The sequence below is a fragment of the Pseudomonas sp. genome (assembly GCF_017744435.1).
Classification (GTDB): Bacteria; Pseudomonadota; Gammaproteobacteria; order Pseudomonadales; family Pseudomonadaceae; genus Aquipseudomonas.
Genome location: NZ_JAGIBG010000030.1, coordinates 1 through 24701 on the forward strand (window position 1 = coordinate 1; position 24701 = coordinate 24701).

The window sequence follows — 24701 nt, forward strand, 5'->3', positions numbered from 1 at the left end:
CCTGTGGGAGCGGGCGTGCCCGCGAAGAGGCCAGTACAGGCAACCAGAAAATCTCAGGCCAACGCCCGATCCACCAGCACTTGCAGCCTTCCCTGCGAACAGCGCTCGACCCGCGCCTCGACGCCATACACCTCAGCCAGCAGCTCAGGCTGCAGCACCTCCCCCGGTGCCCCACACGCCACAACCCTGCCCTCGCGCAACACCACCAGCCAATCGGCATGGCTGGCCGCCAGGTTGATGTCATGCAACACCGCCACTGCCAGCAACCGATGCGCCACCACCCGCTCGCGCACCGCGCCCATCACCCGCAACTGGTAATGCAGGTCCAGCGCACTGGTCGGCTCATCGAGCAACAGCACCTGCGGATTGCGCGCCATCAGCTGCGCCAGCGCCACCAATTGCCGCTGGCCACCGGACAGGCTGTCGAGCGAACGCTTGGCCAGCGCCTCGATACCCAATTGGCGCAACGCCTCGTAGGCGCTGCCGAGCAGGTCATCGGCACCACTCACACGCAACGCCGCGACAATGCTTTCCAGTACCCCAATGGCAATCCCCGGCGGCAGTTGCTGGGGCATGTAGGCCAGCCGCCGCGAGCGCTCGGCAAAGCTCAGCCGGGTCACGTCCTGGCCATCCAGGCTCAAGCCGCCCTTCATCCGCTCCAGCCCTGCCAGCGCCCGCAGCAAGGTCGACTTGCCCGCGCCATTGGGCCCGACCAGCGCCACCAGGCTACCGGCCGGCAGCTCGGGCAAACTCACCCCGTGCAGGATCTGCCGCGCGCCATAGGCGACCGCTACGTCATCGATCAACAGGCTCACAGTCTTCTCCCCCGGCGGAACACCAGCAGCACGAACACCGGCACCCCGACCAACGCCGTGACGATACCCACCGGCACGATCACCCCGGGCAGGATCAGCTTGCTGGCAAGCGACGACATCGACAGCATCAACGCCCCCACCAGCGCACTGGCCGGTAGCAGGAATCGTTGGTCCTCACCAACCAGCAAGCGGGCGATATGCGGCCCGACCAGGCCGACGAAACCGATAGTGCCGACGAACGCCACCGCCGTGGCCGACAACAGGCTGATGCGCAGCAGCGAGGCAAAGCGCAGGCGCCGGGTATCCACGCCAAAGCTGCGCGCGCGGTCCTCGCCCATGCGCAACAAGGTCATGGCCGGCGCGGCGCGCAGCGAGAACGGCAACAGCAGCGCCAGCACCAGGGCCAGGATGCCGAGCTTCTGCCAGTCGGCCCGGGCCAGGCTGCCCAAGGTCCAGAACACCAGTTGCTGCAGCACGTCCTCGGTGGCCAGCAACTGCAGCAGCGAGACCAGCGCATTGCAGCTGAACACCAGGGCGATGCCGAACAGCACCAGGCTCTCCACCCCCGCGCCACGCAAGCGTGACATCGCCTGCAGCAACACCACCGACAGGCAAGCGAAGACGAAGGCCATCAGCGTCACCTGCGCGCTCGGCGCCAGCCAGGCGATACCCAGTGGATAGGCGATCGCCAGCGATGCACCCAAAGCCGCCGATGACGACACGCCGAGGGTGAACGGGCTGGCCAGCGGGTTGTCGAGGATCGCCTGCATCTCGGCGCCAGCCAGCGCCAATGCCGCGCCCACCAGCACCGCCATCAGCGAGTACGGCAGGCGCACGTTCCAGATGATCACCCGCTCGGTGGCGCTCAGCGTCGCCGGGTCGAAGATGCCCTGCAGCAGTTGCCCCAGGCCCATGCCCGAGGCACCGCTGGCCAGGTCACCGAGCACCGACAGCAGCAGCAACAGCGCCAGCGCGAACACCAGCAAGGCTCGCCGCCAGAGCAGGCGGCGGTAATGCCAGGCCGCAAGTGCCGCACCCTCCTGCGCCAGCGCGGTCACTTGGCGTCGACCCAGTACTGGCCGTCCAGGCCTACCTTCAGCATGCGGTTGATTTCACCCAGGGTGGCCTGTGGGTCGACATCCTCGAAGCGCTCGGGGTGCACCCAACGCGCCATGACCTCGATCGCGAGGATGTTGAACGGCGAGTTGTAGAAGTCATGCCACAGGCCGTGGGCCTGCCCGGCCTGGATTGGCCGCAGCGGCGCGAACTCGGGGCGTGCGGTGATCTTCGTCAGGCTCTGGCGGGCTGTCTCGGTGGCTACACCCGCGCCCAGCAGCACGCCCGGTGCACGGTTGCCGGTGGCGATGTACACGTCAGGGTCTGCCTGCAGCACGTACTCGACACTGACGTCGCCGAGTGCGCCCGGCACCACGTCGGCACCGATATTGTGCCCCCCGACCGCCTCGACCACGCTGCCCAGGCCGCTTTTTCCGGTGGTGTGACCCGGTGCCTGCCACACGCCTGCCAGCAGTTCGAGAAACACTTTCGGCCGCTCACTGGCCTTGAGCATGGCCACGCTGTCGGTGATGTGCTTGAGGTGACGGTCGTACAGGCTCAGGTATTCCTGCGCCTGCTGTTCACGCCCGAGCAGGGTGCCCAGCGCCTGCATGCTGACCCGGGTATTGCGGATCGGGTGCACGCGGAAGTCGACGAACAGCACCGGCACCCCGGCCTTTTCCAGCAAGTCGGCCACCGGGCTGTGCTGGGTCGGGCCTTCGCCAGCGATGCTGAAGATCGCCAGGTCCGGCTTGAGCGCGAGGATCTGTTCGGCACTGACGCTCTGCTCCGAGGCCTGGCCGATCAATGGCAGCCTGGCGACCTGCGGGTACAGCTTGGCGTAGACGTCGTAGGTGTGCGGGTCGAGCAGGCGCATGTCGTTCTGCCAGCCGACCACGCGCTGGAACGGGTTGTCGCGGTCGAGCAAGGCCAAGGCAAAGAACAACCGCCCTTCGCCAAGCACGATGCGCCGCGGCGCATGGTCGATCTCGACCTGGCGCCCAAGCACGTCAGTCACTTGCAGGGCGCTGGCGGTTTGCGCAAAGCCGGCAGCAGTCGCCAGCAGAACGAGGGCAGGCAGCAAGCGCTGCCGGATACGGGAAAGGAAGCTCATCGGGGGGAATCCTCTTGAAGAGAATCAGTCGCAGCTGAAGCGGGGCATTCTAGCCAGCCGCTTTCCCCTGCCGATGTGCGCAAATGTATTGGCTTGTCGGGCGCCTGTTACAGTTTCACCAGGTCAGGCAGATCTTGCCGAAATGCCGGTTGCTCTCCTGATAACGGAACGCCTCGACGATCTGCTCCAGCTCGAAATGCTTGTCCACCACTGGCCGCAAGCCGTTGGCATCGATCGCCCGCACCATCGCCTGCTGCTGCGCACGGCTGCCCACCAGCACACCTTGCAGGCGGATCTGCCGCACCAGTGCCTGCACCAGCGGCAACTGCCCGGCCACGCCTGTGAGAATGCCGATCAGCGACACATGCCCACCGATGCGCGCGGCGATCATCGACTGCTCCAGGGTCGCCGGCCCACCCACTTCGATCACATGATCGACGCCGCGATTGCCCGTGAGCTCACGCGCCTTCTCGCCCCAGGCCGGGGTGCTCTTGTAGTTGATCAGGTGGTCGGCGCCGAGGGCTTTCAGGCGTTCGAGCTTGGCGTCACTGGACGACGTGGCGATGACCGTCGCCCCCGCCAGCTTGGCAAACTGCAGGGCAAAGATCGACACGCCGCCAGTGCCCTGCACCAGCACCGTGTCACCCGGCTTGAGGTGGTCATCGCTCATCAAGGTGCGCCAGGCGGTGAGGCCGGCCGTGGTCAGGGTCGCCGCCTCGGCATGGCTGAAGCCCTTGGGTGCCAGGGTGAACGAGGTGGCCGCAGCGGTGACCTGTTCGCGGGCATACCCATCGATGCCGTCACCGGGCACCCGGCCAAAGCCTTCGACATTGGCCTGGCCGTCGAGCCAATCGGGGAAGAAGGTGCTGACGACGTTATCGCCGACCTGGAACTCGCTCACACCCGCACCGACCGCGATCACTTCGCCGGCACCGTCGGCCATGGGAATGCGCCGCTCGCTCGGGCCCCACATGCCACTGACTACAGCGTAGTCGTGATAGTTGAGGGAGCTGGCATGCAGCTGCACGGTGATCTCGCCGGCCTTGGGCGCCGGGGCCTCGCAGGTGCCGACTTCGACCTTGTCGTAGCCGCCGCCGGGTTGCACATAGATGGCCTTGTTGGTCATGACTGAGGTTCCATTCAGAGGAAAGACTGGGTTCAGCATAGCCAGTGCGGGCCTCTTCGCGGCGGTTCGGCGCCCCGACACGCCCGCTCCCACAGGGAGCACCACAGGCTCGAATCTTGTGGGATACCTGTGGGAGCGGGCGTGCCCGCGAAAGGGCCCTCATTGGCAACAGATCATTCAGCCCAGAAGCACCTGCAACGCCCGGCAATCCGCCGCATGCCAGTCCACCAGCGCCGGCCATGGATTATCCGGCAGGTTCACCAGCACCGTGCGCGCACCTGCGGCCCGCCCGCAGTCCAGGTCAAAGCGGTAATCCCCGACCATCACCAGCTCGCCAGGCGCCACGCCCCAGGCGCGGGCAATCTTCAACAGCCCATCCGGGCTCGGCTTCGGCTCTGCTTCATCACGCCCGAGAATGTGCTCGACCGCGAAGCAGTCCGCCAGGCCGATGGCCTCCAGCGTCACATGCGCCAGCTCCCGCGCATTGCGGGTCAGGATGCCCAGGCGGCAGCCACGCCCGGCCAGCTCACGCACCAGCTCCACTGCCCCGGCGGCCGCTGTCGAGGCAATCGCCAAGTCGCGCTCATGCTCCAGCAGCCAGGCATGCTTGGCCGCCGCTTCCGCCGCCGGCAGCGCCGCCAGGTGGGTGAGAATGTCGTGCTCGGCCGGGATGTCCAGGGCGACGCGAATGGCGGCGAAATCGTGCACCGCCACGGTCAGGGTGCCGTCCATGTCGAACACCCAGTTGCGGATTTCGCCCAGGTTCATGCCCAGTCCTTACGGTGGCGAATCAGGCCTTCCTGGGTCGACGACGCCACCAGCTGGCCGGCACGGTTGAAGATGCTGCCGCGGCAGAAGCCACGGGCATTGCCGGCCCACGGGCTGTCGGTGGCATACAGCAGCCACTCATCGGCACGCAGGTTGCGGTGGAACCACAGCGAATGGTCGAGGCTGGCGATCTGCATGTCGCGCTGCCATACCGACTTGCCGTGGGGCAGCAGCGAGGTGGTCAGCAGGCCAAAGTCGGAGGCGTAGGCCAGCAGGTACTTGTGCAGGGCAGGTACGTCCGGGAGTGTGCCGTCGGCGCGGAACCAGGCGTACTTCACCGGGTCGCCGGGCTGGGGGTTGAACGGGTCGCGCTCGGTCACCGGGCGGATCTCGATCGGCTTGGCGCACAGCACCTTGTCACGGATGCGCTCGGGCAGCTTGTCGGCATGGGCGCTGGCCAGCTCGACTTCGGTCGGCAGGTTTTCCGGGCCGACCACATCGGGCATCTGCACCTGGTGCTCGAAGCCTTCCTCGTCGTACTGGAACGACGCGCTGCAGGTGAAGATCGGCTGGCCCTTCTGGATCGCCGTCACTCGCCGGGTGCTGAAGCTGCCGCCGTCACGCACGCGGTCGACCGAATAGACCACCGGCAGGCTGGCATCGCCCGGGCGCAGGAAGTAACCGTGCAGCGAATGCACATGGCGCGCGTCCTCGACTGTCTGGCTGGCGGCCGACAGCGACTGGCCCAGTACCTGGCCACCGTACAGCTGGCGGAAGCCCAGGTCCTGGCTGCGGCCACGGAACAGGTTCTCCTCGATCGACTCGAGGCTCAACAGGTCGACCAGGTCGTCCAACACATGACTCATCGGGGGTTCTCCTAGCAAGGCATCACAGCTCTACGGCGCTCTCAGGTGGGAAATGATACAGGGTTTGCCATTGACGCCGTGCATGACGGCTCATTCAGTGCGCAGGGTCTGTTCCCAATGTGCGCGGTCAATGCGATACAGCACATGGAGGCGCAGCGGGTGGCCGATGGGCAGCCGGGGGTGGTCGAAGCTGCCATTGGCGTCCTGGACCATGCCGATGGCCTGCATGACTTTCTGCGACGGCAAGTTGCTCTCGCTAGTGAACGACACCACCTCTTCCACGCGCAATTGGGCGAAAGCACAACGCAGGCAGGTCCACGCCGCCTCGCTGGCAAACCCCAGGCCCCAGTGGCGCCGGGCCAGGCGCCAGCCAATCTCCACCGCCGGGGCGAACGGTGCGTCGAAATTGACATTGAGCAACCCCGTCATACCGATGAAAGCCCCGCTATCCTTTCGCTCCAGGGCCCACAGGCCAAAGCCGTATTCGTTGAAGTGCCCACGAATCCTGCCGATCAGCGCCGCCGCTTCCAGCCGCGTCATCGGCGCCGGGAAATAACGCATCACCTGCGGGTCGGCACACAGCGCGGCGAACTCGCGCAGGTCGTCATCGTGCCATTGGCGCAGCACCAGGCGTGCGCTTTCCAGGTGGAGGATGGGGTTCATGGGGCGAGCTCCGGTTTTGCGCGGTGGCATCTAACAGCGTAGGCGCGGCCAGGTTTTTCACGCAACCGACGGCGCCCAGAATGCAATTTTCACAACCCCTTCACCAGCTCCCGACAGACGGCTGAGCACAATACCGCCACACCACCGCCGCGCCATTGGAGTGACGCATGCAGCCAAGCAACACCTCGGGCCATCCCGCCATCCACGCCCGTCGCAAGCGACGCATGTCACGCAAAGCCCTCGGTGCCGCTCTCGGCCTGTGCATGGTCATCGCGGCAGTGACCACCTGGCTGGCGACGAGGACCCATATCGTGGACCTTGGCAACGAGCAGCAGTTGAGTGAAAGCGGCCTCCTGCAGGACTGGGCCGAAGGTGCGGTGATCGTGATGATCCGCCATGCCGAACGTTGTGACAGCGCACCCGGCCCGTGCCTGAACGACCCCACCGGCATCACCGTGGCCGGCAGCGAGGCCGCCACACGCGTCGGCCAGGGCCTGAAGCAACTGGGCCTGAGCAATGCCGACATGCTCGCCAGCCCCAAAGTGCGTACCCAGCAAACGGCGCACTTCATCCTTGGCCAGGCCGTGCCGAGCGAAGCCTGGCTGGAAAGCTGCGACAACCAGTTCGCCAGTGAAGCGCTGGCACGCAAGCGTGCAGGGCACAATTTGGTGCTGGTGACCCACAATGGCTGCATCGACCACTTCGCCCGGCAGCAGCGCGTGGCTGGCGGTGAGCGGGAAAGCAACTATGCCAGTGCACTGTTCGTCTCCGTGGATGCCAATGGCAAGGCACGCATCCTTGGTCGGCTGAACGAGCCGGACTGGCAACGCGTATTGGCCAGCGCAGGGAAATAACTGGCAAGATCAGCGCTGGCCCCGATTACGAAGTCCCCATGCCGCTGCCGCTGATCTACCACGAAGACTACAGCCCGGAATTCCCCGCCGAGCACCGCTTTCCCATGGACAAGTTCCGCCTGCTGCGCGACCACCTGGTCGACAGCGGGCTGACCACCGACCAGGCCCTGCTGCGCCCGGACATCTGCCCCAACGATATCCTCGCCCTGGCCCATGACCGCAGTTACATCGAGCGCTACATGAACGGCGAACTGTCCCGCGAGGACCAGCGCCGCCTCGGCCTGCCCTGGAGCGAAGCCCTGGCCCGGCGTACCGTGCGCGCGGTGGGCGGCTCGCTGCTGAGCGCCGAGATGGCGCTGCAGCACGGCATCGCCTGCCACCTGGCGGGCGGCACCCACCACGCCCACTACGACCACCCGGCCGGCTTCTGCATCTTCAATGACCTGGCCGTGATCAGCCGCTACCTGCTCGAAGCCGGCCGCGTGCACCGGGTGCTGATCTTCGATTGCGATGTGCACCAGGGCGATGGCACGGCACGTATCCTCCACGACACCCCGGACGCCATCACCGTGTCCCTGCACTGCGAGCAGAACTTCCCGGCGCGCAAGGCTCACAGTGACTGGGACATTCCCCTGCCCCGTGGCATGGGCGACACGGCTTACCTGAAGGTGGTGGAGGATGCGCTGAACTACCTGCTGCCGCTGTATCAACCCGACCTGGTGCTGTACGACGCCGGCGTCGATGTGCACAAGGACGATGCCCTGGGCTACCTGCAACTCACCGACCAGGGCCTGGCGGCGCGTGACGAGCGGGTGATGCGTCACTGCCTGGGCCGCGATATCCCGGTGGTCGGGGTGATCGGTGGGGGCTACAGCAAGGACCGTGAAGCCTTGGCCAGGCGCCACGGCATTCTTCACCACAGTGCGGCACGGGTCATCGGTTGTTCACAATGACTGTGGAACCGCTTGTGGATAACCTGCGGGAAAGGCGCTGCAGCCCTTTGCGGGCGTGGGCTGTAGAACATTGATCATTTTTTGTTCAGTGCTTAGGTTGGCCCGGCTGCGCTAGAATGTGCAGTCTTTTCCACAGCCTGCTGCCTACCATGTCAGAAAAATCCCCCGCCTCCCCTTCCCTGGCCGTCGTTATCGGCGGCGGCCCTGCCGGCCTGATGGCTGCAGAAGCCATGGCCCAGGCGGGCCTGGCGGTGGAAGTGTTCGACGCCATGCCATCGGTGGGCCGCAAGTTCCTGCTGGCCGGCGTCGGCGGCATGAACATCACTCATTCGGAAGCTTATCCACAGTTCGTTTCGCGCTACGCCGAGCGGCAGAGCGAGATCGACGGGTTGTTGCGCGACTTCGATGCCGATGCGCTGCGCCAGTGGATTCACGGGCTGGGTATCGAAACCTTTGTCGGTACGTCGGGCCGGGTTTTCCCGACCGACATGAAAGCAGCCCCGCTGTTGCGCGCCTGGTTGAAGCGCCTGCGTGACAACGGCGTAGTTATCCACACCCGCCATCGCTGGCTGGGCTGGAATGCCGACGGCAGCTTGCGGATTGCTTATCCACAGGGTGAACTGCAGGTCGAGGCCGACGTCGTGGTGCTAGCCCTCGGTGGTGCCAGCTGGGCCAGGCTGGGCTCCGATGGTGCCTGGCAACCATTGTTGGCCGAACGCACTGTGGATATCTCGCCGCTGCGGCCAAGCAACTGTGGTTTTGAGGTCGAAGGCTGGAGTCCAGTGCTTGTGGACAAGTTTGCCGGGGCGCCGCTGAAGAACATTGCTCTGAGCGTGCCGGGCATGACGCCGCGCAAGGGCGAGTTCATCCTCACCGCACAGGGCGTCGAGGGTAGCCTGGTGTATGCATGGTCGGCGCAACTGCGCCAGGCCATCGAGCATCAGGGGCAGGCCAGGCTGTTGCTCGATCTGCTGCCGGACAAGCCTGTGGACAAGATTGCCCAGGCGCTGGCCAAGCCACGCGGGTCGCGGTCGATGGCCAAGCATCTGCACAGCCAGCTGGGGATCGATGGGGTCAAGGCGGGGTTGCTGCGGGAGCTGACGGATCAGGCGACGTTTGCCGATCCTCAGGCGCTGGCGCGGGCGATCAAAGCCTTGCCGATCACGCTGGTACGCACGCGTCCGCTGGACGAAGCGATCAGCAGTGCCGGTGGCGTGCGTTTCGAAGGGCTGGATGAAGGGTTGATGGTTCGCCGGATGCCGGGGGTGTTCTGTGCGGGCGAGATGCTGGACTGGGAGGCGCCGACTGGGGGGTATCTGCTGACGGCGTGCTTTGCCAGCGGATTGCGGGCGGGGCGAGCTGCTGCAGACTGGCTCAATTCCTGACGCAAACATCGTCCCCTGTGGGAGCGGGCTTGCCCGCGAAGCAGGCAACGCGGTGCATGGCACGGGCTTCGCCCGTGTTCGCGGCGGTTCGGCGCCCCGACGAGCCCGCTCCCACAGAGGTACGTGTTGCTCCCGAAACTACGGCTTACGCTTGCGCGGCCCGCCGTTGAAACTCGGCACCTTGCGCACGGCCTTCACCGATGGCTCGGCAGCACCCGCTTCGGCGCTGTCCATCCACCGCCCCAAGCCACGCTTGGCGCTGTTCTCTTTCGGTTTCTTGGGTTTCTTCGGCTTCTTGATCACCTGGCCGCTGGCATCGGTCATCGGTACCCGGTGCTCGGGGATGAAGTCGGGCTCTTCATGACGCGGCAGGGTCTGCCGGGTCAGCACTTCAATCGCCGACAGCATCTGCACTTCATCGGCACACACCAGCGAGATCGCCTCGCCCTTGTTGCCAGCCCGGCCGGTACGGCCAATACGGTGCACGTAATCCTCCGCCACGATCGGCAGGTCGAGGTTGACCACCAGCGGCAGGTCGTCGATATCCAGGCCACGGGCCGCGACATCGGTTGCTACCAGCACCTGGATCTCCCGCGCCTTGAAGCTGTCCAGCGCGCGCTGGCGGGTGGCCTGTGGGCGGTCGCCGTGGATACCGTCGGCATTTACGCCTTCAGCCAGCAAGCGCTCGACCAGTTGGTCGACGCCATTGCGGGTCTTGGCGAATACCAGCACCTGTTTCCAGCGCTGCTTGCGCAGCAGGTGCATGAACAAGTCGGCCTTGCGCTTCTTGTCCACAGGCACCAGCCATTGCTTGACCGTGGTCGCCGCAGCGTTGCGCGGGCTGACTTCAATACTCAGCGGGTCGTTCAGGGCCAGGCCGGCGAGCATACGGATCTGCTCGGAGAACGTGGCGGAGAACAGCAGCGTCTGACGCTTGCGCGGCAAGGCGGCGTACACCGACTGCAGCTCCTCGGCAAAGCCCAGGTCGAGCATGCGGTCGGCTTCGTCGAGCACCAGGGTCTGCACCTGGTTGAACTTCACCGCGTTCTGACGGAACAGGTCGAGCAAGCGACCGGGCGTTGCCACCAGCAGGTCGACGCCACGGCGCAGGCGCATCATCTGCGGGTTGATGCTGACCCCACCGTACACCGCGTAGGTGCTCAGCGGCAGGTTCTCGGCATACTCGCGCACGTTGTTGTGCACCTGCTCGGCCAGCTCGCGGGTCGGCACCAGCACCAGCGCACGGATCGAGTTGCTGGCAACCTTCTCACCTTCCAGAGCCAGGCGTTGCAGCACCGGCAAGGCGAAACCGGCGGTCTTGCCGGTGCCGGTCTGGGCCGCGGCCATCAGGTCGCGGCCGGCCAGCACGGCAGGGATGGCCTTGGCCTGGACCGGGGTCGGGGTGGTGTAGTCCAGCTGCTGCAAGGTGCGCAGCAGCGGTTCGATCAGGCCGAGTTGGGCGAAATTCATGGCAATACCGTCAGGGGGTTCAGCGAAGGCGGCAAGTTTACCGCATCGCCCCTGGCTACTTGCAGATTTCGCCCTTCAACGGCTGCTCGGGCGCCTTGCGCCACTGCGGCAGGCCGATCAGCACCACGGCGCCGATGATCACCGCCATGGCCAGGCATTCTTCCGCACCGATCTCTTCGCCGGCGAAGAGGATGCCCAGCAGCACCGCCACCGCCGGGTTGACGTACGCATAGCTGGTGGCAGCGGCCGGGCGCACGTTCTTGAGCAGGTACATGTAGGCACTGAAGGCGAGGATCGAACCGAACAGCACCAGGTAGGCCAACGCGCCCCAGCCAGCAGCCGTCGGCATCTGCGTCATGCGCTCACCGGACAGCACGCTGCCCAGCAGCAATACCGCACCGCCGACCAGCATCTCGGCAGCACTGGCCATCGGCCCCTGGGGCAGCGGCAGGCTTTTGCTCCACACCGAACCGAATGCCCACGAAGCCGCCGCGAACAGGATCAGCGCCGCGCCGATGGGGCTGGCCTGCAGGTTCGAGCCGAGGTTGAGCAAGCCGATGCCGAGCAGGCCGAGGAAGATCCCGGCCCATTCCAGGCGCGAGTTGCGGTGGCCGAACAGCAAGCCAAAGACCAGGGTGAACAGTGGCACCGTGGCCACTGCCAACGCCGCCACACCCGATGCCACGCCAGCATGTTCGGCCACGGTCACACCACCGTTGCCGCAGCTGAGCAGCAGAAAGCCAATGGCACCTGCCGCACGCCATTGCGGCCAGGTCGGTGCCGGCACCCCGCGCCAGCGCAGGAAGCCATACAGCAACCCGCCCGCGATCAGAAAGCGCACTCCCGCCATCAGCATGGGCGGCCATGACTCGACGCCGATGCGGATGAACAGGTAGGTGGAACCCCAGACCAGGTACAAGGCCAGAAAGGCGCCGACGAGCAACAGCGGAAAACGACGGGAGGCAGGCATGGCAGACAACTCAGAAATCCATTTTCGGGTGACCGAGTTTAAGGCTGCGAGCAAGTAAAGATAAGTTACAAAACAGCGCGAAATGAGCGGCACACTTTTGCTGCGCTCATCAGGCGAGCTTGGCCAGGGTGTCGCGAACTTTCGCAGCCGGCGTTTTCTGCAAGCGGCAGAGGAGCTCGTGGGAGAGTTGCTGCACGCCGTGGGTCTGGCGTAGCACGCCCGCCAGGTGTTGCAACAGGTTGGCGGCCATTTCCGCATCGGCCATGGCCCGGTGCGCGGTACCGGTATCCGGCAGCCCGGCCCAACGGGTCAGGGTGCCCAGCTTGTGATTCGGTGCCGCCGGCAGCAGGCGCCGTGACAGCAGCAGGGAACAGGCGAAGGATTGCCGGCGGCTGCGGCCGATGCGGCTCAGTTCGTAATCCCAGAACTTCTGGTCGAAGGCGGCGTTGTGCGCCAGCAACGGGGTATCACCGACGAACTCGGCCACTTCGTTCATCACCTGGTCCACCGGTGGCGCAGTGCGCAGCATGGCGGTGGTGATGCCGGTCAGCCCGGCGACGAAAGCAGGCACCGGCACACCGGCATTCATCAGGCTTTGATAGCGCTCGACGATACGCCCGCGTTCCAGCATCACCACCGCCACCTCGGTGGCGCGGCAGCCGGCACCGGGGGAAATACCGGTGGTTTCAAAGTCGATGACAGCAATACGTTCCATGAAAAAACCTTAGTGCTTGAGCAACAGCGCGCCCTCGATGGGCACATAGCGGGTGGCGGCGCGAATCAGCGACAACGCGGTCAGGCCGGGGACGCCATAAACCACCGCCTCGGTGCCGTGGCGCTGGATGACCCGCTCCAGCAGCAGGTCGAAGTCACCATCACCGGAGGCCAGCACCACCTGGTCGACCCGGCTGGCCGCATCGATCACATCGAGGGTGATGCCCACGTCCCAGTCGCCCTTGGCCGAACCGTCGCTGCGCTGGATGAACGGCTTGAGGCGCACGTCGAAACCGAGGTTGCGCAGGATCTGCTGGAATTGCTGCTGCTTGCTGTCACCGCGGTCGATGGCATAGGCCACGGCCTCGACGATCTCGCCTTCGCGGCTGACGTCCTTCCACAATGCGGTGTAGTTGAAGTGGCAGCCGTAGGCCTGGCGCACGGTGTAGTAGAGGTTCTGCACATCGGCGAACAGCGCGATCTTTTTCACCACATACCTCGACATGAAAAGGGGCGCAAAGCGCCCCTTCGAAATGCCAGCAGTATGCCAGACCGGTCAGACGAACGTATCGTCATCCGAGAAGAAGCCACCACCATCATTACCGTAATCAGTATCGGCCCAGCCACCCTGGTCATTGCCCCAGCCACCGTTGTCGGCGACCTGCTGCTGTGCCCCCTGATCATTCCAGCCGCCGTTGTCACTGGCCGGTGCCGGTTCTTCCTTGATCACCTCGACCACCTCTTCAGGCTGCGAGTGGTGGTTGAACAGGCTGCTGATGCCTTGGGCCAGCAACACACCACCGGCGACACCCGCAGCAGTCTGCATCGCGCCGCCGAGGAAGCTGCTGGCACCGCTGCGCGCCGGCGCGGCGCCAAAGCCGGCCTGTTGCGGCTGTGCTGGTGCCTGCATTTGCGGCTGCGGCTGGGAGAAGCCCGGTGCACTCGGCTCGCGCCAACCACCACCCGTTGCCACCGGCGCACTTGGCCGCTGCGGCTGAGCCGGCTCCGGATTGCGCGCACCGGCACCGAAGATGCTGGAGAGGAAACCACCGCCGCCATTGCCACTGCTGGTACGGGTCGCTTCAAGTTGGGCCCGGGCCTGCTTGAGTTCGGCCTCCAGCTGCTTGTTCTGCTCGTCCAGGCGCTTGATCGCGGCTTCCTGAACCAGGATCGCCTGGGTCATGTAGTAAGGCGCCGCCGGCTGCTGGCGGACATGCTCCTCGATCCGTGCCTGCGCCTGCGCATCACGCGGCTGGCTTGGGTCTTCGGCTTGCTTGATGCGGCCGAACAGGCCGTCGATCAGGGTTTGTTCATCAGTGTTCATTGGGCTACCTCATGGGCTAGCAGGACATCGGACATGGCAAAGATGGGGCGCACGGGCTGCGGATTCAATCACCGCGCGGGTGAAACTTTTTTCAGCAAGTGACAGCTCTGGGCTAAAGTTAGGCCCCTGCTTTTACTGCCTTGCGATGTTGACTGATGAATCCGCTGAGCGTTCTGCGCGACTCCCTGTACTTCTTCCGCCTTCACCTGGCCAGCATCATCCCGCTGTGCCTGCCGCTGGTGGTGCTCGAAGCCCTTATTACCCAACTGCTGTATCGCCATCTGGGCGACCAGGCCTCGCCGGCCTACGGCATGCTGGTCAGCCTGTTGTTCTATCCGCTGTACAGCGCGGCGCTGATCCTCTACCTGGATACCCGCAGCAACGGCCAGGAGATTCCCAAGCGGGACCTGTTTGCCCGCGCCGTGCAGCTGTGGCCGCAGCTGGCCCTGCTGATCATGATCAGTTCGCTGCTGATCATGGCCGGCCTGGCGCTGCTGGTGTTTCCGGGCGTGTGGATCATGATCAACCTGGTGTTCGCCGAATACCTGCTGGTGCTGCGCGGCCTGCCGGTGGTGCAGTCGATGCGCGAAAGTGCGCGGATGACCACCGGGCACTTCATGCGCATCATGATCTGCGTGGTGGGCGTGCTGGCGCCGATCTGGCTGATCGACGGGCTGCTGCTGATGGCCATCCCCGAGCCCTCGCCAGCAGCCGAACTGGCCATGGACAGCTTGAGTGGCTTCCTGCAGCTGTTCAGCACGGTGGTGCTGTATCGCCTGTTCATGTTGCTGGAAGCAGAAAGCTGAACAGCGTCCTCCCGCCCCTCAAGTACCGCGTGGCTTGGCCCGCGCGGTAGCCTCGGCCACCAGTGGGTCATCCGGCCAGTAGTGCTTGGGATAGCGCCCCTTCAAGTCCTTCTTCACTTCGGCATAGGTCGTGCGCCAGAAGTTGGCCAGATCCTGGGTCACCTGCACTGGCCGTCGCGCAGGCGACAACAGGTGCAGTTTCACCTGCTGGCGGCCCTGGGCAATGCGCGGGGTATCCGCCAGGCCGAACAGCTCCTGTAGGCGTACGGCGAGAATCGGCGGGTTTTCGCTGTAGTCCAGGCGGATGTTCGAGCCGGACGGGACTGCCAGTTGCGCTGGTGCCCATTCGTCCAGGCGCTGCGGCAGCGGCCAGGGCAGTAGGTTGCGCAAGATCGAGGACAGGTCCAGGGCGGCGAAATGGCTCAGGCGCGAAACCTTGCCCAGATAGGGCTGCAGCCAGTCTTCCAGCGTCGCCAGCAGCGCCTCGTCACCCAGGTCGGGCCATTCGCTTTGCCCCTCCTTGTCCAGGTCCAATTGACGCAACAGCGCCACCCGCGCTTGCCATTGGCGCAGCTCCGGGGTCCAGGTCAGCAGGTTCAGGCCCTTGCGTCGCACCAGGCCAAGCAGCGCCCTGGCGCGGGCTTCATCATCCAGCCCGGGCAATGGTTCGCGGCCCAGCACCAGCTCGCCGACCTTGGTCTGGCGTTCGGCACGCAGCACCTGCTCGCGCTCGTCCCAGTCAAGGATATCGACGCGCTCGACCTGCTCGGCCAGCACATCATCGAGCAGCGCCGGGTCGAACTCGGCCGCCAGGTAGATGCGCTCTTCCCGCTGGCCCTGGCGGCTACCGAGGTCGGCGACCACCAGCCACGGGCATTTCATCAACGCGTCTACCTCGGCAAACAAGGCGGCACGGCCATTGGCCAAGCGATATTCAGCGCCACCCTCGCGACGCTGCTGGGCAACCCGGTCGGGATAGGCCAGCGCCAGCAGGGCACCGAGCCAACGTGGATGGTCAGGATCGGCAACCGCTGCAGCGGCCTTGCCGCGCAACAGGCCACGGTACTGCCGAGCGAGTTGCCGTGCACGCTGCACGCCACCCTGGCCTCCTCGGTTGGCCTTGCTTTCGCCGCTGACCAGCGCCAGGCGGCTGTGCAGGTCGGCACCGCCACCGCGCTGGATATCGCGCTCGCCCAGCAAGGCGGCGACATCGCAGGCCATCGTGGCCAGGCCCAGGTCCTGGCCGCGCAGCAGCAGGTGGGCGATGCGTGGGTGGGCCGGCAGTTCGGCCATGGCCTGGCCGTGGTCGCTGAGGTTGTCGCGGCTGCCCGGCTTGAACGCGCCCAGCCGTGCCAGCAGGTCCTGGGCCTGGGAGAAGGCAGCTGCCGGCGGCTGGTCGAGCCAGCGCAGCTGTTCCGGCGTAACACCCCAGCGAGCAAGCTGCAGGGCCAGGCCGGCGAGGTCGGCCTGGAGGATCTCGGCGCTGCCGTGGGCGGCCAACTGGTCATGCTGGGCTTCGGACCACAGGCGATAGCACACCCCGGGCTCCAGGCGCCCCGCCCGGCCGGCGCGCTGGGTGGCACTGGCCCGGGAGATACGTTGGGTGTCCAGGCGGGTCATGCCGCTACCCGGATCGAAACGCGGTACGCGCGCCAGGCCGGCATCGATGACCACGCGCACGCCGTCGATGGTCAGGCTGGTTTCGGCGATGTTGGTGGCCAGCACCACCTTGCGCAGGCCCCTGGCCGGCGGGTCGATGGCGGCGCGCTGGGCATTGAGGTCCAGTTCGCCGTGCAGCGGGCACAGCAGCACATCTGGCCGCTCACCCAGGGCATCCTGCAGGCTTTGATGCACGCGACGGATCTCGGCCTGGCCGGGCAGGAACACCAGCACGCTGCCGGGCTGTTCGGCCAGCGCCAGCAACACGTTGTCCACCACCCGCGGTTCGATGAACTCGCCCGGCTGGAACGGCCGGCCCCAGCGGATATCCACCGGGTGCATGCGGCCTTCGCTGCTCACCACCGGCGCGTCGCCCAGCAAGCGTGACAGGCGCTCACCTTCCAGGGTCGCCGACATCAGCAGGATTTTCAGCGCAGGGTCGTCACGCAGCAGTTCGCGGCCATTGAGGCTCAGCGCCAGGGCCAGGTCGGCATCCAGGCTGCGTTCATGAAATTCATCGAAGATCAGCAGCCCCACGCCGTCGAGTGCCGGGTCGGCCTGCAAACGGCGCGTGAGGATGCCTTCGGTGACCACCTCGATGCGCGTGTTCGGCCCGACCTTGCTGTCCAGGCGGATGCGGTAGCCCACGGTTTCACCGACCTTTTCGCCCAGCTCACTGGCCAGGCGCTCGGCCGCCGCCCGCGCAGCCAGGCGGCGCGGTTCGAGCATGAGGATGGTCTGCCCGGCCAGCCACGGCTCGTTGAGCAGCGCCAGCGGCACGCGGGTGGTCTTGCCCGCACCGGGGGGCGCTTCGAGCACCGCTTCGTCACGGTTTTCCAAGGCTTCGCGCAAGGCGGGCAAGACAGCATCGATCGGTAAAGAAATCATGGTGGTCCTCGAACAGTCTGGCGAGTATAACGGCGAACCCAGCCTGCTCTATCATGGTCTTAGCTTCAGGTGCTGGCGCTTCGCTTGCCCTGCTGAATACTTCTCGGAGATTTACATGCGCATCCCATCCCGCGTCATTGGTGGCGCCCTGATCGTCACCCTGCTGACCCAGCTGACGGCCTGCGGCACCATCTTCTATCCAGATCGCCGTGGCCAGATCGGCGGCAAGATCGACCCCGTGGTTGCCGCGATGGACGCCATCGGCATCCTGTTCTACGTGATCCCGGGCCTGATCGCCTTTGGCATCGACTTCGCCACGGGTGCCATCTACTACAAGGGCGGGCACACGGCCCAGGTCGACCCGGTAAAACTGCGTGACGCCGTCAGCCCCGATGGCAAGGTCGACAACCTCAAGCTGCAAGCCATCCTCGAAAGCGAACTGGGCCAGCGCCTGCCGCTGGATGACCCGCGTCTGATCCAGCACCGCGGCAGCGTCGAGCAGCTGGCGGCCTTGGGCCTGGTACCTGCAGCCTGATTTTCACAAGGACATCACCCTGGGCATGATTACCTCGGCCGAACACCAACGCCTGCTGCGCCTGGCCACCCGTGCATCACTGGCGGTGGCCAGTATTCTGGTCGTGAGCAAGGCCGTCGCCTGGTGGCTCAGTGGCTCGGTCAGCCTGCTGGCCGGGCTGACCGACTCGGCACTGGACGCCGTCGCCTCGTTCCTCAACCTGCTCGCCGTGCATTACGCCCTGCGCCCGGCCGATGACGACCATCGTTTCGGCCACGGCAAGGCCGAGGCGCTGGCTGGCATGGCCCAGGCCCTGTTCATCGGGGTCAGCGCGGTGTTGATCGGGGTGCAGGCTGTCGAGCGCCTGAAAGCGCCCGAGCCGCTGGGTGACACGGCCATCGGCATCGCCGTGATGCTGCTGTCGCTGGCGCTGACCGTGGCCTTGCTGGCATTGCAGCGCAAGGTCATTCGCCTGACCGGTTCCACTGCGGTGCGCGCCGACTCACTGCACTACCGCTCCGACCTGCTGCTCAATGGCAGCATCCTGCTCGCCCTGCTGCTGGCACGCTTCGGCTGGCCGCAGCTGGATGCGCTGTTCGGTCTCGGCATCGCGTTCTACATCCTCTGGAGTGCCCTGCAGATTGCCCGCGAGAGTACGGCGATCCTGATGGACAAGGAATTGCCCGGCGACATTGGCGAAGGGATGGTCGAACTGGTCCTGGGCATTCCCGGCGTGAAAGGCGTGCATGACCTGCGTACGCGGGTGTCGGGCAACCAGTGGTTCGTGCAACTGCACCTGGAACTGCCGGGGCAGCTGCCACTGAATGAGGCCCACGACTTGTGCGTGCAGGCCTCGGCAATCATCCGCCAGCGTTATCCACAGGCGGATGTAATGGTGCATGCCGACCCGGTGTGAATCAGTTGACGCTGTAGCCTCGGCCACTGAAGCAGGCACTCAGCGCCCGACGGTAGTTGCTCGCCACTTCGACAGGTGGCGCATAAGGTGCCGTTGCCGGGTCAAAGCCTGACTGGCTCACCGCCCAGCGGTGGCACTGGTAGCGGTCCTGATCCTGCTGCTCCTGCCCTTGGCCATACATCGGGTAGGCAATCACGTCGTAACTGTTGCTGGCCGGGGCGGCTGCCGGCAATAGTGCCGGGGCCATGGCGGGCGGGTTGACCACGACATACTCCTGGCTGTCGGCCAGGTACTGGTAGTAGGTGTCGGCCACCAGGAAAAACAGTGCGCCGCCCAGCCAGACTTCCCGCGCATAGGACGGCAGGTAGTTGACCCGCACGCCGTAGGGCGGGGTCACCACCACGTAGCTGCCGCCATGGGGGCGGTACCAGTAGCCACCGGAGTAGAAGTAGTCATTGCCGCGGTACGGCACCTTCCAGTAGCGGTCCGGGAAGTGATCGATGGTGTGCCCGGGGCGATACTGCGGTCCGGGGCCCCAGCCATTGCCGTGGCCATCCGGACGGCCTTGCCAGTCGCCGCCGGGCCGTTGCCCTGGGCCGCCGGCTTGCCAGTGGCGGTTGTCGCCGTTATGCCGGGGGATATCCTGGTAATAGCCCTGCCGCGGGGGCTGGGTCTGCTGCACTTCGCCACGCGAGTTGAGCGGGCGACCAGGGCCACCCTCGTTGCCATGCCCTTCGCCATGCCCCTCATCCGGCCCTTCGGCCATGGCCCCGAGGCTGATGCTCAAACCCAGCAAACCAACACCTGCCAACTGCCAGATGCGCGACTTCATGTTGTTCCTCACGGTAAAGAAAACGGCATGCTGCCAGTCTACCGCGCTGCTACCACGGCCAGATGAAATCGCGGACATGAAAAAAGGGAGGCCAGTGGCCTCCCTTTGAGAATTGTCGTCCGTGCTCGGCACTTGTGGCGCCGGCTCACCTCACAGCGTCTTCTGGAAGCTGTGTAGCCCGGGGGCCTGCAGATCCTGTTGGATGGCTGGCCGCGACCGCCCGCCTAGGGCGCGTCGCCGTGGACTGATGTCCGGGCAGTGATTCTGTAGGTAAAGATACGGGAGCGGCTGCGGCAGAGGATTGCGAAGATTGCTCAGATAAATAGCACTTGCGCAATTTTTAACCCTGGATCGATAATTCACCGCAATCCGAACAGAAAAGGCTTTTTCCATGAGCAAACTTGACCGCTACGACCTGAGCATCCTCGCCGAATTGCAGCGCGACGCGCGCATCTCCAACCAGGAGCTGGCCGAACGCATCGGCCTGTCGCCATCGCCATGCTCGCGTCGGGTCAAGCAACTGGAAGACGACGGCTACATCTCGCGCCAGGTCGCCCTGCTCGACCGCAAGAAGCTCGGCCTTAGCCTGACCGCCTACGTGCTGATCGGCATGGACCGGCACACCCCGGAGCGTTTCGAAACGTTCGAAGCCGCCATCCGCAACCTGCCGCAGGTGCTCGAGTGCAGCCTGGTCACCGGTATGGACGCCGACTACCAGCTCAAGGTGGTGGTGCCAGACATGGACCACTATCAGAAACTGCTGCTGGGCAGCCTGACCCGTATCGAAGGCGTGACCAGCGTGCGTTCGAGCTTCGTGCTCAACCAGGTACTGGCAAGCACCGAGCTGCCATTGACCCACCTGCGCTAAACGCCCGCTCGCCCGCGTATAATCGCAAGCTCAGCCTGCCTGGAGAACACAGATGGATCCCGCCGTATTCGAAGAGTGGATGATGATCGTGCTGGTCACCGTACTGATCGGCTTCATGGGTTTCATCGTCTGGGACCTGGCGAAAAAGTCCAAGGCCGGGCGCTTTGGCACGATGATCCTGTTCTTCGTGCTCGGCCTAGGAGTGCTGGCCTTCATCATCAAGAGCGTGGTGGTGGCGTTTCTCGAAGGGGTCTAGGCCATTAACGCGTGAGCTTCGGGGCCACCTCACGCCAGCACCCCTGCTCCAGCCCATCCAGCGCCCAGTCGCCGATCCGCACCCGCACCAGGCGCAAGGTCGGCAAGCCCACTGCGGCAGTCATCCGCCGCACCTGGCGATTACGCCCCTCGCGAATCACCAGCTCCAGCCAGCTGGTCGGCACACTCTTGCGAAACCGTACCGGCGGATTGCGCGGCCATAGCTCGGGCTCGTCGAGACGCCGAGCTTCAGCAGGCAACGTCGGCCCGTCATTGAGTTCCACGCCATCGCGCAACCGCTGGATCTGTTCGTCGCTCGGTTCACCTTCCACTTGCACCCAGTAAGTCTTGGGCAACTTGTGCTTCGGATCGGCAATCCGCGCCTGCAGCCCGCCGTCGTTGGTCAGCAGCAACAAGCCTTCACTGTCACGGTCGAGACGCCCGGCCGGGTAGATGCCTGGGATGTCGATGAAATCCTTGAGCGTCGCGCGCCCTTCTCCGTCGCTGAACTGGGTCAGCACGTCGAATGGCTTGTTGAACAGGATCAGGCGTGGCTCGGCCGGTGGCGCCTTGGCCTGGCGACGGGGGCCGACAGGCCGCGCCTGAGGGCGGCGCGGCTTGGAACGGGGTGGCAGTGGCATGGATCCTCAGCGGAACGGCGGCTCATCGAAGCTGCGCAGTTTACGCGAGTGCAACGAATTGAGCTCGGTGCGCAGCAGGTCGAGGGCGGCGATGCCGATCTTCAGGTGCTGGCTGACCGCACGGTTGTAGAAGGCGTTGGCCGAACCCGGCAGCTTGATTTCGCTGTGCAGCGGCTTGTCGGAGACGCACAGCAAGGTGCCGTAAGGCACCCGGAGGCGATAACCCTGGGCCGCAATGGTGCCGCTTTCCATGTCCACTGCCACGGCACGCGACAGGTTGATCAACGGGCGCTCCTGGGCCCAGCGCAGCTCCCAGTTGCGGTCGTCGTAGGTCAACACGGTGCCGGTGCGCAGGCGCTTCTTCAGTTCTTCGCCACGCTCGCCGGTTACCTGTGCCGCGGCCTCCTGCAGCGCCAGCTGCACTTCGGCCAGGGCCGGAATCGGAATGTTCGGTGGCACCACACGGTCGAGAATGCCATCGCGGCGCATATAGGCGTGGGCCAAGACATAGTCGCCGATGGTCTGCGACTGCCGCAGGCCACCGCAGTGACCGATCATCAGCCAGCAGTGCGGGCGCAGCACCGCCAGGTGGTCGGTGATGTTCTTGGCGTTGGACGGGCCGACGCCGATGTTGACCAGGGTCACGCCATCACCGTCGCCAGCGATCAGGTGGTAGGCCGGCATCTGATAGCGGTGCCAGACCACGCTGGCCACCAGGGCCTGGGTTTCACCGTGGTCCATGCCCTTTTCGATTACCACGTTACCCGGCAGCACCATGCGCACGAAGCGCGGGTCTTCGCGTAGCTGCTCAAGGCCGTGGCTGATGAACTGGTCGACGTAACGGTGGTAGTTGGTCAACAGGATCCACGGCTGTACGTGGCGCCAGTCGCTGCCGGTGTAGTGCACCAGGCGGCGCAGCGAGAAGTCCACGCGGGCGGCATCGAACAGCGCCAGCGGCAGGGTTTCGGCATTGCCCCAGTCGTACAGGCCATCGGCGATGTTGTCGGTGGCTGCCGACAGGTCGGTGCTGGGGAACACCCGCGCCAGTTCGGCGGCAGTGATGCCGCTGCCGGCCAGCTCATCGCCCTGGTCGACCACATAGGGGTACGGGATGTTCTGTTCACTGACGCCGACTTCCACGGTCACCGTGTAGTCATGCATCAACGGGCGCAGCTGCTCCAGCAGGTAACCCCGGAATGCCGCAGGCTGGGTAACGGTGACGCTGTAGGTGCCCGCCACCTGGACCTTGGCATAGGCGCGCGTGGTGGCGGCCACTTCGCCGTGGCTGTAGTAGGTCAGGCGCAGTGCCGGGTAGCGGTACAAGGCGCGCTCGTCGGCACCCGGCTCGGTACGGTCCTTCAGGTAACGCTTGAGGGCCTGGCTCAGGGCCCCGGTGGCCTGTTCATGCAAGGCCGCCAGACGGTCGACGGCCTGTTCGGGGGTATCAACGACTACAAAAGCTTGGCTCACACTGGGCTTCCTGTCTGGACATGCATGTCAGCCATCTTGCCTGCCTTTGGTGCTAAATACATCCCCGGTGGTCAGCCGTCATATTCAACTTGGCCAGGACGGTGTCGCCCGCGCCACCAATGCCCCGACATCGATGCCGCGCGGCAATGCGCCATACACCCGCCCGCCACCGGTCAGACGGCTGCCGATAAAGGCATCGCTGACCACGGCATTGCCCGCCTCCAGCAGCAGTTTGGCCTGCAGTGCCAAGGCAATGTCCTCGGTCAACTGACGTGCCCGGTACTGGATATCGCTGGTATCGGCGAAGGCCCCCTTGAGGTTGCCGATATGCGCGGCCAGACGCGGGTCGCCATGCCCATCGCCCAGCTCGGCGAACAGGGCATCGAGCACCCCGGGCTCCTTGGACAACGCCCGCAACACATCCAGGCACTGCACGTTGCCGGAACCTTCCCAGGTCGAGTTGACCGGCGCTTCGCGATACAGTCGCGGCAGGATGCTGTCTTCAACATAACCGGCACCGCCCAGGCACTCGGCGGCCTCGTTGATCATGGCCGGCGCCCGCTTGCAGATCCAGTACTTGCCCACCGCCGTGACCAGCCGCGCGAAGTGCGCCTGCTGCGGGTCGTCGAGCTGCTCCAGGGCTTGGCCCATGCGCAGGCTCAGGGCCAGAGCAGCCTCGCTTTCCAGGGCCAGGTCGGCCAGCACGTTCTGCATCAGGGGTTGTTCGCTCAACACCCGGCCGCCGACCTTGCGATGGGCACAGTGGTGTGCCGCCTGGGTCAGCGCCTGGCGCATCAATGCACTGGAGCCGACCATGCAATCGAAGCGGGTCATGGCGACCATCTCGATGATGGTCGGCACGCCACGCCCCTCCTCGCCCACCATCCACGCCAGGGCACCGCGAAACTCGACTTCGCTGGAGGCATTGGAGCTGTTGCCCAGCTTGTTCTTCAGGCGCTGGATGTAGAACTGGTTGCGGTTGTCATCAGGCCGATGGCGCGGCAGCAGGAAACAGCTCAGGCCCTTGTCAGTCTGTGCCAGGGTCAGGAAGGCGTCGCACATCGGTGCCGAGCAGAACCACTTGTGCCCGACCAGTTCGTAGGCCTGCCCCGGGCCGGGGCTGCCGACCGGGTAAGCGCGGGTGGTATTGGCGCGCACGTCGGTGCCACCCTGCTTCTCGGTCATGGCCATGCCAAGGGTCACGCCGGCCTTGTGGCGGTCACCGACATTGCGCGGGTCGTATTCGCGGGCGAGGATCTTCGGTAGCCAGTATTCGGCCAGCTCGGGCTGCAGCCGCAATGCCGGCACGGCGGCGAAGGTCATGGTCAGCGGGCAGCCGGTACCGGCTTCGGCCTGGCTGTGCAGGTAGGTCATTGACGCCCGCGCCACATGGGCACCGGGCCGAGGTTCGGCCCAGGGCAACGATGGCAGGCCATGTTCGACGGCGGTGCGCATCAGTTCGTGGTAGGCGGGGTGGAACTCGACCAGGTCGATGCGATGGCCGTATCGGTCATGGCTGCTGAATTCCGGCTTGTGCGCATTGGCCAGGAAGCCTGCGGCCATCAGCGGCCCGCCGGCCAAGGCACCATAGGCGTCGATCCGCGCTTCGGCCCAACCGGCCCCGAAACGCCGTGACCACTCCTGCAGCGGCAGGTCGAGGCGGTACAGGTTGGCACCGTCGAGTGACGGTGGCTGATTGGTGACTTCGTGGGTTTCAGCGTACTGGTGCAGGTTCATCGGGAGCTCCTGGATCCGGGCATGCCTGAAAAGCCCA

General features: G+C 65.4%; 25 protein-coding genes. 8 read left to right on the forward strand and 17 right to left on the reverse strand.

Translation table 11 applies throughout. The features are described 5' to 3' along the window. Nucleotides 1-53: 53 nt before the first annotated feature. The 7 genes from J7573_RS18885 to J7573_RS18915 all read right to left on the reverse strand — a co-directional run bounded on the left by J7573_RS18885 (nt 54) and on the right by J7573_RS18915 (nt 6408). Nucleotides 54-815: an ABC transporter ATP-binding protein gene (locus J7573_RS18885; protein WP_294338643.1), complete on the reverse strand. Its 762-nt coding sequence runs from the start codon at nt 813-815 to the stop codon at nt 54-56. Next, nucleotides 812-1873, reverse strand: a complete 1062-nt coding sequence (locus J7573_RS18890) for an iron ABC transporter permease (RefSeq protein WP_294338645.1) — start codon at nt 1871-1873, stop codon at nt 812-814. The genes J7573_RS18885 and J7573_RS18890 overlap by 4 nt, the downstream gene beginning before the upstream one ends. Next, the gene (locus J7573_RS18895; protein ID WP_294338647.1) at nt 1870-2985 is read right to left on the reverse strand and encodes an ABC transporter substrate-binding protein; all 1116 of its coding nucleotides are present in this window, start codon (nt 2983-2985) and stop codon (nt 1870-1872) included. Before J7573_RS18895 ends, J7573_RS18890 begins: the two co-directional genes overlap by 4 nt. A gap of 115 nt (nt 2986-3100) precedes the next feature. Next, nucleotides 3101-4111: an NAD(P)-dependent alcohol dehydrogenase gene (locus J7573_RS18900; RefSeq protein WP_294338649.1), complete on the reverse strand. Its 1011-nt coding sequence runs from the start codon at nt 4109-4111 to the stop codon at nt 3101-3103. A 177-nt stretch (nt 4112-4288) separates the two neighbouring features. Continuing rightward, on the reverse strand, nt 4289-4879 hold the full coding sequence (locus J7573_RS18905; protein ID WP_294338653.1) for an HAD family hydrolase: 591 nt from the start codon (nt 4877-4879) through the stop codon (nt 4289-4291). Beyond that, complete coding sequence (gene tesB, locus J7573_RS18910) at nt 4876-5745, reverse strand: acyl-CoA thioesterase II (protein WP_027917732.1); 870 nt, start codon at nt 5743-5745, stop codon at nt 4876-4878. The genes J7573_RS18905 and tesB overlap by 4 nt, the downstream gene beginning before the upstream one ends. 90 nt (nt 5746-5835) lie before the next feature. Further along, complete coding sequence (locus J7573_RS18915; RefSeq protein WP_294338660.1) at nt 5836-6408, reverse strand: GNAT family N-acetyltransferase; 573 nt, start codon at nt 6406-6408, stop codon at nt 5836-5838. 167 nt (nt 6409-6575) lie between these two features. Here J7573_RS18915 and J7573_RS18920 point away from each other — a divergent pair, with 167 nt between their 5' ends. The 3 genes from J7573_RS18920 to J7573_RS18930 all read left to right on the forward strand — a co-directional run bounded on the left by J7573_RS18920 (nt 6576) and on the right by J7573_RS18930 (nt 9600). Continuing rightward, nucleotides 6576-7262, forward strand: coding sequence for a histidine phosphatase family protein (locus tag J7573_RS18920; RefSeq protein WP_294338662.1), 687 nt, complete (start codon nt 6576-6578; stop codon nt 7260-7262). Between the two features lie 38 nt (nt 7263-7300). Continuing rightward, entirely contained in the window at nt 7301-8215 is a 915-nt protein-coding gene (locus J7573_RS18925; protein ID WP_294338665.1) for a histone deacetylase, read from the forward strand. A 149-nt stretch (nt 8216-8364) separates the two neighbouring features. Further along, nucleotides 8365-9600: a TIGR03862 family flavoprotein gene (locus J7573_RS18930; protein ID WP_294338667.1), complete on the forward strand. Its 1236-nt coding sequence runs from the start codon at nt 8365-8367 to the stop codon at nt 9598-9600. Nucleotides 9601-9738: 138 nt separating this feature from the next. Here the strand turns inward: J7573_RS18930 and J7573_RS18935 are convergent, their stop codons facing one another. The 5 genes from J7573_RS18935 to J7573_RS18955 form a co-directional block, all read right to left on the reverse strand. Next, nucleotides 9739-11070 (reverse strand): DEAD/DEAH box helicase, encoded by a 1332-nt coding sequence (locus J7573_RS18935; RefSeq protein ID WP_294338670.1) that lies wholly within the window; start codon nt 11068-11070, stop codon nt 9739-9741. 55 nt (nt 11071-11125) lie between these two features. After that, nucleotides 11126-12040: a drug/metabolite exporter YedA gene (gene yedA / locus J7573_RS18940; RefSeq protein WP_103449868.1), complete on the reverse strand. Its 915-nt coding sequence runs from the start codon at nt 12038-12040 to the stop codon at nt 11126-11128. 109 nt (nt 12041-12149) lie between these two features. Further along, on the reverse strand, nt 12150-12755 hold the full coding sequence (locus J7573_RS18945; protein ID WP_294338678.1) for a 3'-5' exonuclease: 606 nt from the start codon (nt 12753-12755) through the stop codon (nt 12150-12152). 9 nt (nt 12756-12764) lie between these two features. Next, nucleotides 12765-13259: an NYN domain-containing protein gene (locus J7573_RS18950; RefSeq protein ID WP_294338680.1), complete on the reverse strand. Its 495-nt coding sequence runs from the start codon at nt 13257-13259 to the stop codon at nt 12765-12767. Nucleotides 13260-13310: 51 nt separating this feature from the next. Continuing rightward, on the reverse strand, nt 13311-14078 hold the full coding sequence (locus J7573_RS18955; protein ID WP_294338681.1) for a DUF2076 domain-containing protein: 768 nt from the start codon (nt 14076-14078) through the stop codon (nt 13311-13313). Between the two features lie 155 nt (nt 14079-14233). On the opposite strand from J7573_RS18955, the gene J7573_RS18960 reads away from it, so the two are divergent. Further along, a complete protein-coding gene (locus tag J7573_RS18960; RefSeq protein ID WP_294338683.1) occupies nt 14234-14884 on the forward strand; it encodes a YciC family protein in 651 nt (216 codons plus the stop codon). 18 nt (nt 14885-14902) lie between these two features. On the opposite strand, the gene hrpB is transcribed toward J7573_RS18960, so the two are convergent. Next, nucleotides 14903-17431, reverse strand: coding sequence for an ATP-dependent helicase HrpB (hrpB, locus tag J7573_RS18965; protein WP_294338684.1), 2529 nt, complete (start codon nt 17429-17431; stop codon nt 14903-14905). A gap of 115 nt (nt 17432-17546) precedes the next feature. On the opposite strand from hrpB, the gene J7573_RS18970 reads away from it, so the two are divergent. Together J7573_RS18970 and J7573_RS18975 are read left to right on the forward strand one after the other, a co-directional pair. Then, nucleotides 17547-17966: a polyribonucleotide nucleotidyltransferase gene (locus J7573_RS18970; protein WP_159408768.1), complete on the forward strand. Its 420-nt coding sequence runs from the start codon at nt 17547-17549 to the stop codon at nt 17964-17966. Between the two features lie 25 nt (nt 17967-17991). Continuing rightward, nucleotides 17992-18861, forward strand: coding sequence for a cation diffusion facilitator family transporter (locus tag J7573_RS18975; RefSeq protein WP_294338688.1), 870 nt, complete (start codon nt 17992-17994; stop codon nt 18859-18861). Nucleotide 18862: 1 nt separating this feature from the next. On the opposite strand, the gene J7573_RS18980 is transcribed toward J7573_RS18975, so the two are convergent. After that, the gene (locus J7573_RS18980; protein ID WP_294338692.1) at nt 18863-19693 is read right to left on the reverse strand and encodes a DUF6515 family protein; all 831 of its coding nucleotides are present in this window, start codon (nt 19691-19693) and stop codon (nt 18863-18865) included. 391 nt (nt 19694-20084) lie between these two features. Here J7573_RS18980 and J7573_RS18985 point away from each other — a divergent pair, with 391 nt between their 5' ends. Further along, complete coding sequence (locus tag J7573_RS18985) at nt 20085-20561, forward strand: Lrp/AsnC family transcriptional regulator (protein WP_003249795.1); 477 nt, start codon at nt 20085-20087, stop codon at nt 20559-20561. A 52-nt stretch (nt 20562-20613) separates the two neighbouring features. After that, complete coding sequence (locus J7573_RS18990) at nt 20614-20817, forward strand: DUF2788 domain-containing protein (protein ID WP_027917747.1); 204 nt, start codon at nt 20614-20616, stop codon at nt 20815-20817. A 4-nt stretch (nt 20818-20821) separates the two neighbouring features. Here the strand turns inward: J7573_RS18990 and J7573_RS18995 are convergent, their stop codons facing one another. From J7573_RS18995 to J7573_RS19005, 3 genes are all read right to left on the reverse strand, one after another. Beyond that, nucleotides 20822-21457, reverse strand: coding sequence for a pseudouridine synthase (locus tag J7573_RS18995; RefSeq protein WP_294338722.1), 636 nt, complete (start codon nt 21455-21457; stop codon nt 20822-20824). 6 nt (nt 21458-21463) lie between these two features. Beyond that, on the reverse strand, nt 21464-22927 hold the full coding sequence (gene amn / locus J7573_RS19000) for an AMP nucleosidase (protein WP_294338723.1): 1464 nt from the start codon (nt 22925-22927) through the stop codon (nt 21464-21466). A gap of 84 nt (nt 22928-23011) precedes the next feature. Beyond that, entirely contained in the window at nt 23012-24664 is a 1653-nt protein-coding gene (locus J7573_RS19005; protein WP_294338725.1) for an acyl-CoA dehydrogenase family protein, read from the reverse strand. Nucleotides 24665-24701: the final 37 nt, after the last annotated feature.

Coding starts and splice junctions, on each gene's coding strand:
- J7573_RS18895 (WP_294338647.1), bottom strand. CDS start 2,985: ATGAGCTTCCTTTCCCGTATCCGGCAGCGCTTGCTGCCTGCCCTCGTT.
- J7573_RS18900 (WP_294338649.1), bottom strand. CDS start 4,111: ATGACCAACAAGGCCATCTATGTGCAACCCGGCGGCGGCTACGACAAG.
- J7573_RS18905 (WP_294338653.1), bottom strand. CDS start 4,879: ATGAACCTGGGCGAAATCCGCAACTGGGTGTTCGACATGGACGGCACC.
- tesB (WP_027917732.1), bottom strand. CDS start 5,745: ATGAGTCATGTGTTGGACGACCTGGTCGACCTGTTGAGCCTCGAGTCG.
- J7573_RS18915 (WP_294338660.1), bottom strand. CDS start 6,408: ATGAACCCCATCCTCCACCTGGAAAGCGCACGCCTGGTGCTGCGCCAA.
- J7573_RS18920 (WP_294338662.1), top strand. CDS start 6,576: ATGCAGCCAAGCAACACCTCGGGCCATCCCGCCATCCACGCCCGTCGC.
- J7573_RS18925 (WP_294338665.1), top strand. CDS start 7,301: ATGCCGCTGCCGCTGATCTACCACGAAGACTACAGCCCGGAATTCCCC.
- J7573_RS18930 (WP_294338667.1), top strand. CDS start 8,365: ATGTCAGAAAAATCCCCCGCCTCCCCTTCCCTGGCCGTCGTTATCGGC.
- J7573_RS18935 (WP_294338670.1), bottom strand. CDS start 11,070: ATGAATTTCGCCCAACTCGGCCTGATCGAACCGCTGCTGCGCACCTTG.
- yedA (WP_103449868.1), bottom strand. CDS start 12,040: ATGCCTGCCTCCCGTCGTTTTCCGCTGTTGCTCGTCGGCGCCTTTCTG.
- J7573_RS18945 (WP_294338678.1), bottom strand. CDS start 12,755: ATGGAACGTATTGCTGTCATCGACTTTGAAACCACCGGTATTTCCCCC.
- J7573_RS18950 (WP_294338680.1), bottom strand. CDS start 13,259: ATGTCGAGGTATGTGGTGAAAAAGATCGCGCTGTTCGCCGATGTGCAG.
- J7573_RS18955 (WP_294338681.1), bottom strand. CDS start 14,078: ATGAACACTGATGAACAAACCCTGATCGACGGCCTGTTCGGCCGCATC.
- J7573_RS18960 (WP_294338683.1), top strand. CDS start 14,234: ATGAATCCGCTGAGCGTTCTGCGCGACTCCCTGTACTTCTTCCGCCTT.
- hrpB (WP_294338684.1), bottom strand. CDS start 17,431: ATGATTTCTTTACCGATCGATGCTGTCTTGCCCGCCTTGCGCGAAGCC.
- J7573_RS18970 (WP_159408768.1), top strand. CDS start 17,547: ATGCGCATCCCATCCCGCGTCATTGGTGGCGCCCTGATCGTCACCCTG.
- J7573_RS18975 (WP_294338688.1), top strand. CDS start 17,992: ATGATTACCTCGGCCGAACACCAACGCCTGCTGCGCCTGGCCACCCGT.
- J7573_RS18980 (WP_294338692.1), bottom strand. CDS start 19,693: ATGAAGTCGCGCATCTGGCAGTTGGCAGGTGTTGGTTTGCTGGGTTTG.
- J7573_RS18985 (WP_003249795.1), top strand. CDS start 20,085: ATGAGCAAACTTGACCGCTACGACCTGAGCATCCTCGCCGAATTGCAG.
- J7573_RS18990 (WP_027917747.1), top strand. CDS start 20,614: ATGGATCCCGCCGTATTCGAAGAGTGGATGATGATCGTGCTGGTCACC.
- J7573_RS18995 (WP_294338722.1), bottom strand. CDS start 21,457: ATGCCACTGCCACCCCGTTCCAAGCCGCGCCGCCCTCAGGCGCGGCCT.
- J7573_RS19005 (WP_294338725.1), bottom strand. CDS start 24,664: ATGAACCTGCACCAGTACGCTGAAACCCACGAAGTCACCAATCAGCCA.